We start from the raw sequence: 13,386 nt of genomic DNA on the forward strand, positions 1-13,386 counted from the left end.
GATGAATGATCAGAACTGATAGGAGAGAGAAGCCGTGATCATTCTCGGGTCGCCGTAGTAGCCGATGATGCTGTTGGCGAGTGTCGGGAAGTTGTAGCCGGCCACCCGGTACTCCTCGTCGGCCAGGTTCTTACCGTGTAAACCCACTGTCCAGCGCTCACCGGCACTGGTCCAGAGGGCATTGGCATCGACCACGGTATAACCCTCCTGGTCGATGGGCGATGCCGTTTCAAACAGGTAGATATCACTGCGGTAAGAGGCGTTGGTGTTCAGCATCAGCAGCCCGCCAAATGCCTCCATGTCATAGGAGATCCCCAGGTTGACCGTATTTTCCGGGGTGTTCGAGACCACGCGCTGATCGGCAATATTGATCGGGGCCAGGGTGGCAGGGTCGATGGTAATGAATTCCTCGATCTCCGCATCGATGTAGCCGTAGGTGAAATTCACCCGCAGGTTGTCTGTGAGCGCTGCGATGGACTCAATCTCAAGACCCTGCGCGCTGGCCTTACCGGCATTGACGACCTGGCCGGCGAAGCTCTCGGCATTGCCGTCGCCATCGCTGTCGATCAGGATACTGGTAGTTACCTGCTGGTCATCATAATCGTTGTTGAACAGGGTTACATTGAGTCGCAGGCGACCATCCAGCAACTGGCTCTTCATGCCGAGTTCAATGGTGCCGACAGTTTCCGGATCGAAGGGATCGCCGGAGTTGGGGTTGCCCAACAGGTTGGCACGCGGGTCGACGCCACCGCTCTTGAAGCCCTCAGCAAAAGAGGCAAACAACATCACGTCCTGGTTGACGTCATACTCCAGTCCCACACGCGGAGAGAATTCGCTCCACTCCGGATTACGGGTGAAGTCTGAGGCAACCAGCTGGTTGTTGAAGTCGCCGATTCCAGCCGTAGCGTTATAGGAAGAGAAGAAGGAGTCAGTAGACTTTTCATCCTTGGTATAGCGGCCACCAACCGTCGCCGACCACTGCTCGTTGATGGCATAGGTGCCCTGGGCATAGAGCGCGGTGCTCTTGGTACTCACGCCACCAATAGTGCGGGTGCCTATCAGTGGGTTACCCGCGCCGTCGGCAAAGAGCGACTTGAATACATCGAGATCAAAAGCACCGGTGGCTTCACCATCGAAATAGTAGAGACCGGCAACGCCGCTGAAACGATCGCCACTGTATGTCAACTGCAGTTCCTGGCTGAACTGTTCGTCGGTATAGCGGGTCTGTGGCGCCTCCACCAGGCTTAGTTGCTGGGTGTCAAAGTCGATACTGGTCAGGGTGCTGCCCTCGCGCTGGGCAGTGATGGACTTCAGTGTCATTGAGTCCGACATATCCCAGGTCAGGGTCAGGGATGCACCTTCGTTTTCTACTTTCTGGCTCGGATCGATACCGGAGCGGGTGTCGAAAACATTGTTCAGTGGCGCGGCGCCGGTGACGAATTCATCAGAGATGCGGTAGCCGCCGCGATTGTTGGAATCATCACTGGTTTTGTCCATGTCGAGGCGCACGGAAAAATTATCCGTGGGTTGTGCCTCGGCGGAGAGCCGATAAGCGAGGGAATCTTTGTTGTAATTCTCTTCGCCTTCATTGACGGGGCCAAGATATTCGCCAAAGCCGTCGCGGTTGAGGCTGGCTACGGCACCGCCGACCCAGAGCTTGTCGGCAATAACCTCGGTGTTGGCGGAGACTTTCAGATCGCGCTGGTTATAGCTGCCAACCGCTGCCTTGACGGACAGGGGGGAGCTGTCACGAACGCTCTTGGTCACATACTTGATGGCGCCACCGATAGTGTTTTTGCCGTACAGGGAGCCCTGTGGGCCGCGCAGGACCTCGATACGCGCAACATCATAGACATCCAGCAGTGCGGCCTGCGGACGGGCAAAGTAGATGTCGTCGATGTAGACACCCACGCCGGGTTCAAACCCCCACAGCGGATCCTGCTGACCGACGCCACGGATATAGGCGGTCAGGGTCGAGTTGGTGGCGCGGCTGGCTTCCAGGGTTACGTTGGGCGTCTGCTTGGCAACCTGGTCCAGGCGCGTGATGCCCAGCTCCTGCATTTGCGATTCGCTCAGGGCGGTGACGGCGACAGGCACCTTCTGCAGGTTTTCAGCCTGCTTGCGCGCGGTGACCACAACCTCTTCGAGTGCACCGGTATTTTCGGATTCCTGGGCGACGGCGCCCAGGGTGAAGCTGATGCCCACGGCTGCAGCGAGAGGCTGCAGGAAATGGTGTTTTGACTTGCTCACGGGTAAACCCTCTTTCATCGCTTTTTATCGTTATTGAGCAGGGCGGTGAGTACGGCTTGCCGCCGCTGAAACTCAACAGTTGTTGAATTCACTTTAAGGGAAACTCATCAACTGTTGAGCTGTCAAGCCTGAAATTCATCGAGTGTTGAAATCTGTGCTGGATTGCGCGCCACCTGCGATGGAAACCCCTCGGGAAGCTCCTGCGACACGCCATAGTTGTACCGCGAGGAACCAGGCTACCGAGATCAGAATGCCGTAGGCGGCGGAAATGGATGGATTGGATATGCCCGCCACGAACGTGAATAGCAGGTGGGCGGCAAGGGCGATGAAGGCAGCACTGCCAACCTGCCAGGCAGGCGCGGCGTCCTTCCACAGGATACCGAACAGCACCGGTACCAGTGAGGCAGCCCCAAGCCCATAGACGCCTTTCTGGGCGAAAAGCCCGACAAGCTCCGGTGGATCATAGGCCATCCACACGGCGCTGACCCCGATGACCACCAGCACGATCCTCGACAGCATGAGTCCACGCCCCTCCCGGAACGGGCGTCCTCCTGAAAGGGGTTGGTAAATATCCCGGACCACCATTGCCGACAGCGCCACCAGGATGCCGTCGAGGGTCGACATACCCGCGGCCAGGAGGGTGATGCCGATAAAGGCGAGCAGGTACTGGCCCGAGGTACTGGTGCTAAATTCCGCAGCGATATAGCTCGCCACCACAGCGTCCTGTTGCGGGACCTCGAGCCCGCTCAGGCGCGCGTAAAAGCCGACAAACAGCATCAGCATGAAGCAGACAATGGCCACCGCTGTGGTCCCGACAAAACGCCCGACATCGCCATCCCCTTTCAGGTACAGCATCTTGGTAAGGATGTGGGGCTGCAGCATCAGGGCAAAAGTGATCAGGAAGCCGCTGCCGAAAACCGAGAAGAAACTGAAATAGAGTTCACTGCCGGGATTGGCCCAGGCCGCCCAATCCGTGCTGACCGATTTGAGTGCTGTGATGGGGGCGCCGTCAAAGTAGTGCCAGCCGGTAGCAAAGATCAGCAGGGAGATTGCCAGCATCATGACGCCTTGCAATGTGTTGGTGTAGGCGTGTGCGTAGGTGCCACCCATCAACACGTAACTGAATACGAACAGGGCGATGAGCACCAGCGCAGTCTGTTGGCTGACAGGGAACAGTTGTGCGAGCAACAGGCTGCAACCCACGAGAATCAGCACCACGAAGGCAAGGGACATCAGGTTGATCAGGGCGAAAAACAGGGCGAGCGATCTACTCTGGTAGCGCCTGTAGATCCAGTCCGGCACCGTGATGGCGCCGCCATCTTCGCCCAGGGCGCGGAAGCGCCGGGTGAGCACCAGCAGCGCAGTGATGATCCCGCCACCGCCGGCCACGGCATAATGAATGAAAGCCGAGAGGCCGTGCACGTAGACGAAGCCGGGATTGATGACAAAGGTTGCGGTCGAGGCCACTGAGGCGGCGGTAGTGATGCCGATCAGATAGGGGTTCATATCCCGGTTGCCGATGGCAAAGCCGCGGATATCGCGGGTCTTGCGCATCCCGATCCAGGAAAGCCACAGTGTTGCCAGACCGTAAGCTGCCAGGCACAGGTATTTGAATAGTTCGGCACTCATCGCTCACCCCAATTATTGTTATGGCCATTAGATGATCCGCGAATGCGGGGGCGTTCGGATGATTAGATTCAACGCTTGTTGAAGTGTCAAGGGGTGCAGTATTCTGTCGCACTCTATGGGGATTGGGCAGATCAATGGCCGAAGTTACCGTGGATTCGAAGTCGGGCAGGGGCGCGGACGCCTCGCCAAGAACCCAGGAGCGCCGCGAGAAGATTCTCGACGCCGCGGAAGAATTGTTTGCCACCTCCGGGTTCGACGGGGTGACGCTGCGTCAGATCGCCCGTCAGGCAGGGGTCGACGTGGCTCTGACCAGCTATTACTTTGGCCCGAAATTACAGCTGTTTGATGCGGTATTGAGGCGCCGCGGCGAGATCCTCAACAAGGCGCGCCTGGATGCATTGCGCAGTGCAGAGGAAGAGGCGGCGCCGAACCCGCCTTCCATCGAGAAGGTCATCGAGGCTTTCCTGCGACCGCTGGAGATCGCGCAGGAAAGCGAGGATCGGGGCTGGCGTAACTACTGCGCACTGATTGCCTACGTCAACAACTCGCCGGTCTGGGGTAAGAAAATGATCGGCAAGCATTTCGACAAGCTGGTGCGGGAGTTCACCGCTGCCATGCAGCGATGCTTCCCCGACGCCCCCGCCAGGGATATCTTCTGGTGCTATCACAACCTTTCCGGTGCCCTGTCACTCACCTTCGCCGACACCGGGCGGATCGACATCCTCTCGGGGGGAGCCTGTGAGTCCCACGACTTCAAGTCCGCCTATGACCGGATGATCCCGTTTATGGCTGCGGGCTTTCGGCAGGTTTGTATTGCTGGGAAGGGCTAGCTGAGGTCGGCCGCGCCGGGACTTGCGGCAGCGGCCTCAGGGATATGTGGTGTTATCGTGAGTTGTGCGATGTTCAGCCCTGTGGCTTGCGCACCGTGTGCAGCACCGTGTCCCACTCGAAATACACATAAAAATCCTGGTACTCCCAGCGGGTGATGGCGGGATCGCCTACCGGCCCCTGAATGCCGAGGGGCTCCCCGAGACGCGCGCTCACCTCATCTTTCTTCAGGCCCCGGATGTTTTCGATATAGGTTTCCTTTCCCTGTTCGCCCACGGGAATTTCTAGTTCCTCTGCGCAGGCGACACTGGTGCCAAGCAGGGCGGCAAAGGCAGCGGGGGCCAGCAGTTGGAAGGTGGACTTGCGCATGGGTTCCTCTCCGGGATTACTTTTTCTCAAAGTGGCAGCCATTAAAGCAGAAGTGGCGCGCCAGTTTCTGGAATGTATCACGTTTTCCGTGGGCAGCGGAATGGATGGTTAGAGGTCCGCAATGCCCTGGTCTCTATACTTTGGGCAGGCGTAACTCCCGACAAATGAGGCGGTATGGAATGCGACGGGTACTCTCACTATCCACACTGGGGCTGCTTTTCGGGGCCTGCTTCTTTGCCTTTTCTCTGACCCCGTCGCTCATACCACGCACGGATGTGGTGCAGGGCGCCATCTCCGGCTTTTCACTGGCAGCGGGGTATGGCGTGGGATGTTTTCTGTCCTGGCTCTGGTCTGCGCTGGAATTACCGGTGCCTGCGGGAAAGCTGCGGCAGCGGCTGCACTGGGTGGCTGTAGCGATCTGCCTGTTACTGCTACTTGGGTTTCTGTGGCAGGCCACCGGTTGGCAGAATTCGGTGCGAAGCCAGATGGGGATGGAACCGGTCTCCGGCGTCAGGCCGGTCACGATCGCGCTGATTGCGGTTTTGGTGTTTCTGGTTGTCCTCGGGTTGGCGAGGTTGTTCCGACGCACCTTTCGGTTTCTTGCCGCCAGTCTTGAGGAGCGTGTCCCGCGACGCCTTTCCATCCTGTTCGGCCTGCTCGCTGCCGTAACCGTTTTCTGGGCGATTACCGACGATGTGGTTCTGTCTGCAGCGTTGCGAGCCACAGATGCAACCTACCGCAAGCTCGATGCAAGAATGGAACCGGACCTGCCTGCGCCGAAACAGTCCTGGAAGCCTGGCGGACCCGGCTCCCTGGTGGAATGGCAGACCATGGGGCATCAGGGGCGCCGCTACCTGGCGCTGGGGCCGACCGCTGATGAAATTGCGGAGGTCAGCGGCGAAGCACAGGAGCCGATTCGGGTCTACGTCGGTCTCAACGCCGCTGAGACGCCTGAAGAGCGCGCTGCACTTGCTCTTGAGGAGCTGAAAAGAGTCGGCGGCTTCGATCGCTCCGTGCTGGTGCTGATCACGCCGACGGGTACCGGGTGGGTGGATCCGGGCGGCATCAATTCCGTGGAGTTCCTGCATCGGGGCGACATCGCCAGTGTGGCGGCGCAGTACTCCTATCTGCCGAGCCCGATTGCGCTGATGACCGAGGGGGCCTATGGCGTGGAGACGGCCAGGGCACTGTTCCGGGAGGTTTACGGTTACTGGCGCCAGCTGCCCCGGGACGCCAGGCCAAGGTTGTACCTGTTCGGTCTCAGCCTCGGGGCGCTCAATTCCGATCGCTCGTTTGATCTGTATGACATCATCGATAACCCCTTTCAGGGGGCCCTTTGGACCGGCCCGCCGTTCCGGAGCGATACCTGGCGGGACGTCACCAGGAACCGGGACCCCGGTTCACCGGCCTGGCTGCCACTGTTTCGCGACGGCGCGGTAATCCGCTTCGGCAACCAGCGTGGCGGCTATGAGCGGGGAAGTGTCCCTTGGGGAAGCTTCCGCATCGCGTACCTCCAGCACGCCAGTGATCCCATTGTCTTTTTCGAGCCGGAGGCGGCACTGCGCAAGCCAGCGTGGATGGGCAAGCCCCGTGGGCCGGATGTCTCGCCGGATCTTCAATGGTATCCGATAGTGACCATGCTCCAGCTGGCGGCCGACATGCATGCCGGTATCGCACCGGAAGGGTTCGGCCATAGCTATGCGCCGGCGGATTATCTCGATGCCTGGCTGGCCCTGACCGAGCCGGAGGGCTGGACGGAAGAGGAGCTAGACCGGGTACGGGAAAAACTGGCACAGCGGAACCCGCGCTGAGATTTGCGGCCCAAAGCCTGTCACTCCAGAGGAATCTGCCCAAATGCTTGGATTTATTGGCGTTTTTCCGCTTAAATCGCCTCTATGCTAAAACCTGTTCCCCTCTATATCGGACTGCGCTACGTGGCTGCACGCCGCCGTCAGCAGTTCATTTCCTTTATCAACGGCTTCTCGCTACTGGGGATGGCCCTGGGCGTCATGGCCCTGATCGTTGTCACGTCGGTGATGAACGGTTTTGATCGCGAACTCAAGACCCGCATCCTCAGCGTGGTACCCCACGGTTTCGTCGAGCGGGCAGGTGGACTGGAAGATTGGCAGGGCATCGCCCGATCCCTGCGGCAGCAACCCCATGTCGAGGCGGCCAGTCCGTTCGTGAAAGGCTTTGCCCTGCTGGGGGCGGGTGGCTCCAGCCATGGAGTGGAGTTCCAGGGGGTCGATCCGGTGGCGCTGCGGGACGTGTCCACGGTGGGGGAGCATATGGTCAGCGGCTCCCTCGACGCATTGCAGCCGCGCAGTTACAACATCGTGCTTGGGCGGATTCTCGCCCGGCAACTGAATGCCATTGTTGGTGACAGCGTCGTCCTGACCCTACCGGAGGTGGTCGTTACCCCGGCGGGAATCTTCCCCCGCACCAAGCGCTTTACCGTTGCCGGTATTTTTTCGGTCGGTGCCCAGGTAGACCAGGGCGTGGCGCTGGTGAACATCGAGGACGCCGCCCGTTTGCTGCGAATGCCGGGGAAGGTCCAGGGATTGCAGCTGCGTTTTGACGATATGAATAACGCCCTCGGTCGCGTGCCAACCTATGCGGAGGGGCTGGGCGAGGGCTTTTCCGGCGAGGACTGGAGCCAGTCCCAGGGCAGCCTTTTCCAGGCGGTGAAGATGGAGAAGACCGTCGTCACGCTGATGCTGATGATTATTGTCGCGGTGGCAGCATTCAATATCGTTTCCGCGCTGGTGCTGATGGTGGCCGACAAGCGCTCGGACATCGCCGTGTTGCGCACCCTGGGCCTGACCTCGCGTCAGATCATGTCGGTGTTCGTGGTGCAGGGCAGTGCGATCGGCATCATCGGTGCGGTGAGCGGCGCCGTCATCGGCACGCTGATCGCCTTCAACCTGACGGAGATGGTGAGCTGGGTGGAGAACCTGCTGGGTGCGAAGATTTTCGATCCGCGCGTGTTCTTTGTCAGCTTCCTGCCGTCCGAATTCCGCACTGCGGACGCGGTCATCGTATTGACGGCCGCTATTCTGATGAGCCTGCTGGCGACGCTGTTCCCGGCCTGGAGAGCCTCGCAGATCCAGCCCGCGGAAGCACTCCGTTACGAGTGAATCGCGAACGAGCGTCATAAAACGAGTGCCATAAAAAGCAACGAATAATCGGGAAACCGGGATATAGATGAATAGCGAAGTGGAACTGAAAACTGCCGAATCCCCCGGTGAGGTGGCGGGCCAGCGCGAAGTGGTTTTGGCCTGTCACGGGCTGAGAAAGGATTACCGGCAGGGCGGCAAGGACCTGCATGTACTGTGCGGGGTGGACCTGCAGGTGACCAAGGGCGAGCGGCTGGCGATCGTCGGTGCCTCCGGCTCCGGCAAGTCGACATTGCTCAACCTGCTTGGTGGTCTCGACACCCCATCGTCCGGAGAGGTCCGGGTTGCCGGAAAGGATCTGGCCACCCTGAATGCCAATGAGCGTGGCTGGCTGCGCAACAGCAGCCTCGGGTTTGTCTACCAGTTCCACCACCTGCTGGGTGAGTTCTCTGCGCTTGAAAACGTGGCCATGCCGCTGCTTATCGGCAAGCACTCTGTATCTGATGCCAGGACGGAGGCCGCGGAGATGCTGCGTGCGGTCGGGCTTGGCGAGCGCCTGACCCACAAGCCGGCCCAGTTGTCAGGTGGCGAGCGCCAGCGGGTTGCCATTGCCCGCGCACTGGTTACGCGACCGGCCTGCGTGCTGATGGATGAGCCTACGGGTAACCTGGACCGGGCCACGGCCGGGGAAATCCACAAGCTGATGGACCGGCTGAATCGAGAGCTGGGTATCAGCTTCGTCATCGTCACCCACGACCCGGACCTGGCGGCCTCACTGGATCGCTGCCTGCACCTGGTTGATGGCAGGCTTCAGCGCGACTGGCATCAGGGTGACCATGTTTAAGCCCCTGCCTGCCTTTATCGGCCTGCGCTATGCCGGCGCCCAGCGCCGCGGTGAGGACTCGGCCGGACTGGTCTCGTTTATTTCCGGCCTCTCCATGGTCGGCCTGATCCTGGGTGTGGCGCTGATGATCGTCGTGATGTCGGTCATGAATGGCTTCGACCGGGAGCTGCGGGAGCGCATTCTTGGCATCATGCCCCACGCCACCATCTACAACGCCAGTGAAGACATGGACTGGCCGGCCCTGCGGCAGCAGCTGGCTGCCCGTCCCGAAGTGGTGGCGGCGGCAGAGGTCTGGCAGGTCAACGCACTGGCCCGCAAGGGGCGGGAAGTCACCCCGCTGCTGGTGCAGGGGGTCAATCCCGAGACCATTGTTGAGGTCTCCAATATCGGTCGCTTCCTCGAACCCGAGAGCCTGGCCGCGCTGAAATCGTCCGGGGAGCCGACGGTGATCCTTGGACAGGGCGTTGCCGAAAAGCTTGGCGTCGGGCCGGGCGGGTATGTGTCGCTGATCGTGCCCAGTAGCGAAAGTGACGACGGTGCCCGCCGGGCCGCACGAATCTCCGGGTTCCAGGTAGTGGACGTGTTTCATTCGGGCACGGCACTGGATCATTCACTGGCGCTGGTGGACTGGTCCCGGGCACAGTACCTCGCCGGCGGTGGCGCGGGAGCCGGGGTCCAGTTGCGCCTCCACGATATGCTGGGTTCCTATTTTGTCCTGCGGGATCTGGTGAACGAGTTACCGGCGCAGAACTTCTACGGCACCGACTGGAGCAGCACCCACGGCAACCTCTACCAGGCGATCCAGATGTCCCGAAACCTGGTCGGCCTGCTGGTGTTACTGATCATCGCCATCGCCGCCTTCAATGTGGTTTCGACCCTGGTGATGGTGGTGATCGACAAGCACAGCGATATCGCCATCCTCCGCACCATGGGGGCGAGTACCCGCGAAATCCTGCTGACATTCGTCAGTCAGGGGGCCCTGGTGGGGCTGGTCGGCGCCGTGGTTGGTGGCATCCTCGGCGTGCTGGGCTCCCTGACGGTCACTGACCTGGTGTCGGGGCTGGAGTCCCTGTTCGGTATCCAGTTCCTGAAGTCCGACGTCTACCCGGTGGACTACCTGCCCTCAGAGCTGCAGTGGGGCGATGTAGCGCTGGTGGTTGGGGCCGGTTTTGTCCTCAGTCTCGTTGCCACACTTTATCCTGCCCTGCAGGCGAGCCGCGTGCAGCCGGCGGCAGCACTGCGGAATGAGCAGTAGGTAGTAGGTGAGCACGATGGCCGAGCGCCTTGAATTCGATATCTACGGCCGCTTTACCCTGCTCCTGGTGCGTGAGGCTCAGGGGTGGCGGGTCTATCGCAAGGGGGAAGGGCGGTCGCGCCCGGAGCCAGGGCTGGCAATCCCACCGGACTTGAGCGCAGAGGAGCTGCCGACTTTTCTCGATGACTGGTACCACGAGTACGCGGCCCCAGACAGGCAGGTTCGGCTTGTGAATAGAGATCAGGTTTCTTAAGGCTGACTTTTCAACCGATAGCGGATTGCCGTTGCGCGATCCGCATCTTCCAGCGTTTCACCACGTGCCACCGCCACAGTCCCTGCATGGCGAAGTAGGACACGGCGGCGAAGAATATGCCGGCCAGTAGCGAGCCGAAGAACAGCGGCAGCCAGATTTTCCCCACCTCTCCGGTCAACCACTCCCAGGACAGTTCCAGCTTGAAGTCCAGCGGCGGCGTGCCGAGGATCCAGGCGCCGAGTTTGTAGGTGGAATAGAAGATGGCCGGCATGGTGACCGGGTTGCTGATCCACACGAGGATCATGGACAGTGGCAGGTTACAGCGGAACCACAGCGCCAGCAGGGCAGCAATGACCATCTGCCCGGGCAGGGGGAGGAAGCTGGTGAAGACGCCCACAGCAAAGGCGACGGACACGGAGTGCCTGTTCAGATGGAAGAGGTTGGGATCGTGGAGCAGGCTGCCGAAAAATCTCAGGCCCTTGTTGGCGCGAACCTGATCGGGAGTCGGCAGCCAGCGCCTGATGATACTCTTCGGCATAACTCAAATAATCCGGATACCGGCAGCCATAGACTTTGTGCGGACTTTCTCCGCACCACCGTGCGGTTCAGTCACCCATCAAAAAGCATAGAGTGCTCAAGGCAGCGGGGCACGGCTGGAGCCCGCGCGGGCGCTATTATGCCTGCAACGGGCTTTTAAGACTACCGCTCCACTTCAAGTCGCGATTCCAGCAACAATGTCAACAATTGGCATCTGGCGACCCTGTCAGCATGTGGAAAAACCTTGCATTCCGCTTCTTCGATCATTAGATTGTCGACAATCCTGACGTTGAGAGTACCGCATGGATCTGAAGGAGCGGCAGCCGGAGCTGCCCGAAAGCAACCTGAGCCTGGCCGAGCGCCTGTTTCTGACCCTGCGGGGTGAGATTGTGGAAGGGCGCATTCCCGCGGGCAGCAAGGTCAGTGAGCCGGAGCTGGCGCGCCGCTTCAATGCCAGTCGCGGCAGCCTGCGCGAGGCGCTGATGCGACTCGAGTCTCTGGGGCTTCTGGAGCGGCGGGTGAATGTGGGCGCCCGGGTTGTCGATCTCACCGAACGGGGCCTGCTCGAGCTATACGATGTGCGCGAAGCCCTCGAGGGAATGGCCTGCCGTCTGGCGGCCCTGGAGCGGACGGATGAAGACCTGAAGGCGCTGCGGAAGATGCTGGCGCGTCACGAGCAGCAGGAAGAGCTGCAGGCCGGGCGAGCCTATTTCCAGCCCGAGGGGGATTTCGACTTTCACTTCCGTATCGTGCAGGCCTCCGGCAACGACCTGCTGATCGACACGCTCTGCAACCGCCTCTATTACCGGGTGCGCATGTACCGCTACCAGCTGGGCATGGCCAGTCCCCGGGCCAAGCGGGCTTTCAACGAACACAGTCATATCATCGAGGCCATTGAAGCCGGCGACGGCGAGCTGGCCGAAATCCTCATGCGCAGGCATATCCGCGCCTCGCGTCAGAACATCGAGAAAAAGCTGAGGTAATCCATGAGTCAGAAACTTACCGCCGGTGGACGTTTCCGTCGCGCACTCACCGAGAACAAGCCACTGCAGGTGGTGGGCACCATCAATGCCTACAGTGCCATCATGGCCGAGCGCATTGGTCACAAGGCAATTTACCTGTCCGGTGCCGGCGTCGCCAATGCCTCCTACGGTCTTCCGGACCTGGGCATGACCAGTCTCGACAATGTGCTTGAGGACGTGCGCCGTATCACCGCCGCCAGTGAGTTGCCGCTGCTGGTGGACATCGATACCGGATGGGGTGGGGCGTTCAATATCGCGCGTACCATCAAGGAAATGATCCGCGCCGGTGCCGCCGCGGTACACATCGAGGACCAGGTGGCCCAGAAGCGCTGTGGACATCGCCCGAACAAGGAGATCGTTTCCAAAGAGGAGATGGTCGACCGGATCAAGGCGGCGGTGGATGCACGGACCGACGATGACTTCTTCATCATGGCCCGCACCGATGCGTTCGCCCAGGAAGGACTGGATGCGGCGATCGAGCGCGCCCAGGCCTGCATCGAGGCAGGTGCCGACGGTATCTTTGCCGAGGCTGTGACCGAGCTTGAGCACTATCGCGCTTTCAAAGACGCACTGAACGTGCCCATCCTCGCCAACATCACCGAATTCGGCAAAACCAAACTTTACAACAAGGCAGAACTGGCTGAGTCCGGCGCTGACATGGTTCTTTACCCACTGTCTGCTTTCCGGGCCATGAACAAGGCTGCTGAGAACGTGTACACCAGTATTCTGGAGAACGGCGACCAGCAGGCGGTAGTAGACACCATGCAGACCCGTGCGGAACTGTATGACTACCTGAACTACCACGAGTTTGAAGACAAACTCGACGCCTTGTTCAAGAAGTAATTAGTCCACCCATCGTCATCCCGGCGCAGGCCAGGAACCAGAGCGGAGGCGATCAAAGCCTCAACACTGGATGCCGGATCAGGTCCGGCATGACGAAGTGAAAATGTGTTTGAACCCAATCGTCATCCCGGCGCAGGCCGGGATCCAGAGCGGAGGCGATCAAAGCTTCAGCACTGGATGCCGGATCAGGTCCGGCATGACGAAGGGAAACGTATTTGTACAGACCGTCATCCCGGCGCAGGCCGGGATCCAGAGCGGAGCTAATCAAAGCCTCAGCACTGGATACCGGATCAGGTCCGGCATGACGACGGGAAAACGTATTTGTACTAACCGTCATCCCGGCGCAGGCCGGGATCCACAGTGGAGGTAATCAAAGCCTCAGCACTAGATACCGGATCAGGTCCGGCATGACGAAGTGAAAATGTGTTTGAACCCAATCG

Annotated in this window: 13 protein-coding genes; 8 read left to right on the top strand and 5 right to left on the bottom strand. The window is 60.2% G+C overall.

Features of this window, described 5'->3' with window-relative positions; all coding sequences use genetic code 11:
* Nucleotides 1-9: 9 nt before the first annotated feature.
* Together LVD12_RS00525 and LVD12_RS00530 are read right to left on the bottom strand one after the other, a co-directional pair.
* Nucleotides 10-2,250 (bottom strand): TonB-dependent receptor, encoded by a 2,241-nt coding sequence (locus LVD12_RS00525; protein ID WP_237064807.1) that lies wholly within the window; start codon nucleotides 2,248-2,250, stop codon nucleotides 10-12.
* Nucleotides 2,251-2,385: 135 nt separating this feature from the next.
* On the bottom strand, nucleotides 2,386-3,879 hold the full coding sequence (locus LVD12_RS00530; RefSeq protein ID WP_237064808.1) for a sodium:solute symporter family protein: 1,494 nt from the start codon (nucleotides 3,877-3,879) through the stop codon (nucleotides 2,386-2,388).
* A 134-nt stretch (nucleotides 3,880-4,013) separates the two neighbouring features.
* Here LVD12_RS00530 and LVD12_RS00535 point away from each other — a divergent pair, with 134 nt between their 5' ends.
* On the top strand, nucleotides 4,014-4,709 hold the full coding sequence (locus LVD12_RS00535) for a TetR/AcrR family transcriptional regulator (RefSeq protein WP_237064809.1): 696 nt from the start codon (nucleotides 4,014-4,016) through the stop codon (nucleotides 4,707-4,709).
* 73 nt (nucleotides 4,710-4,782) lie between these two features.
* Here the strand turns inward: LVD12_RS00535 and LVD12_RS00540 are convergent, their stop codons facing one another.
* Nucleotides 4,783-5,076: a hypothetical protein gene (locus LVD12_RS00540; protein WP_237064810.1), complete on the bottom strand. Its 294-nt coding sequence runs from the start codon at nucleotides 5,074-5,076 to the stop codon at nucleotides 4,783-4,785.
* 179 nt (nucleotides 5,077-5,255) lie between these two features.
* Between LVD12_RS00540 and LVD12_RS00545 the strand changes: the two genes are divergently transcribed.
* The 5 genes from LVD12_RS00545 (at nucleotide 5,256) to LVD12_RS00565 (ending at nucleotide 10,544) form a co-directional block, all read left to right on the top strand.
* Nucleotides 5,256-6,887 carry an alpha/beta hydrolase gene (locus LVD12_RS00545; protein ID WP_237064811.1) on the top strand — a complete coding sequence of 544 codons (1,632 nt, stop codon included), beginning with the start codon at nucleotides 5,256-5,258 and terminating at the stop codon, nucleotides 6,885-6,887.
* A gap of 84 nt (nucleotides 6,888-6,971) precedes the next feature.
* Nucleotides 6,972-8,213, top strand: coding sequence for a lipoprotein-releasing ABC transporter permease subunit (locus tag LVD12_RS00550; protein WP_237064812.1), 1,242 nt, complete (start codon nucleotides 6,972-6,974; stop codon nucleotides 8,211-8,213).
* Nucleotides 8,214-8,280: 67 nt separating this feature from the next.
* On the top strand, nucleotides 8,281-9,036 hold the full coding sequence (lolD, locus tag LVD12_RS00555; protein WP_237064813.1) for a lipoprotein-releasing ABC transporter ATP-binding protein LolD: 756 nt from the start codon (nucleotides 8,281-8,283) through the stop codon (nucleotides 9,034-9,036).
* Nucleotides 9,029-10,291 (top strand): lipoprotein-releasing ABC transporter permease subunit, encoded by a 1,263-nt coding sequence (locus LVD12_RS00560; RefSeq protein WP_237064814.1) that lies wholly within the window; start codon nucleotides 9,029-9,031, stop codon nucleotides 10,289-10,291. Before lolD ends, LVD12_RS00560 begins: the two co-directional genes overlap by 8 nt.
* Nucleotides 10,292-10,307: 16 nt before the next feature.
* Entirely contained in the window at nucleotides 10,308-10,544 is a 237-nt protein-coding gene (locus LVD12_RS00565; protein ID WP_237064815.1) for a DUF7661 family protein, read from the top strand.
* A gap of 10 nt (nucleotides 10,545-10,554) precedes the next feature.
* Here the strand turns inward: LVD12_RS00565 and LVD12_RS00570 are convergent, their stop codons facing one another.
* Nucleotides 10,555-11,082 (bottom strand): DUF2062 domain-containing protein, encoded by a 528-nt coding sequence (locus tag LVD12_RS00570; protein WP_237064818.1) that lies wholly within the window; start codon nucleotides 11,080-11,082, stop codon nucleotides 10,555-10,557.
* 301 nt (nucleotides 11,083-11,383) lie between these two features.
* Here LVD12_RS00570 and LVD12_RS00575 point away from each other — a divergent pair, with 301 nt between their 5' ends.
* Complete coding sequence (locus tag LVD12_RS00575; RefSeq protein WP_237064820.1) at nucleotides 11,384-12,064, top strand: GntR family transcriptional regulator; 681 nt, start codon at nucleotides 11,384-11,386, stop codon at nucleotides 12,062-12,064.
* A 3-nt stretch (nucleotides 12,065-12,067) separates the two neighbouring features.
* The gene (gene prpB, locus LVD12_RS00580) at nucleotides 12,068-12,946 is read left to right on the top strand and encodes a methylisocitrate lyase (protein WP_237064821.1); all 879 of its coding nucleotides are present in this window, start codon (nucleotides 12,068-12,070) and stop codon (nucleotides 12,944-12,946) included.
* Nucleotides 12,947-12,998: 52 nt separating this feature from the next.
* On the opposite strand, the gene LVD12_RS00585 is transcribed toward prpB, so the two are convergent.
* Nucleotides 12,999-13,283: a hypothetical protein gene (locus tag LVD12_RS00585; protein ID WP_237064822.1), complete on the bottom strand. Its 285-nt coding sequence runs from the start codon at nucleotides 13,281-13,283 to the stop codon at nucleotides 12,999-13,001.
* Between the last annotated feature and the right edge of the window lie 103 nt (nucleotides 13,284-13,386).

The sequence above is a fragment of the Microbulbifer guangxiensis genome (genome assembly GCF_021729075.1).
In the GTDB taxonomy this organism is placed as follows: Bacteria; Pseudomonadota; Gammaproteobacteria; order Pseudomonadales; family Cellvibrionaceae; genus Microbulbifer; species Microbulbifer guangxiensis.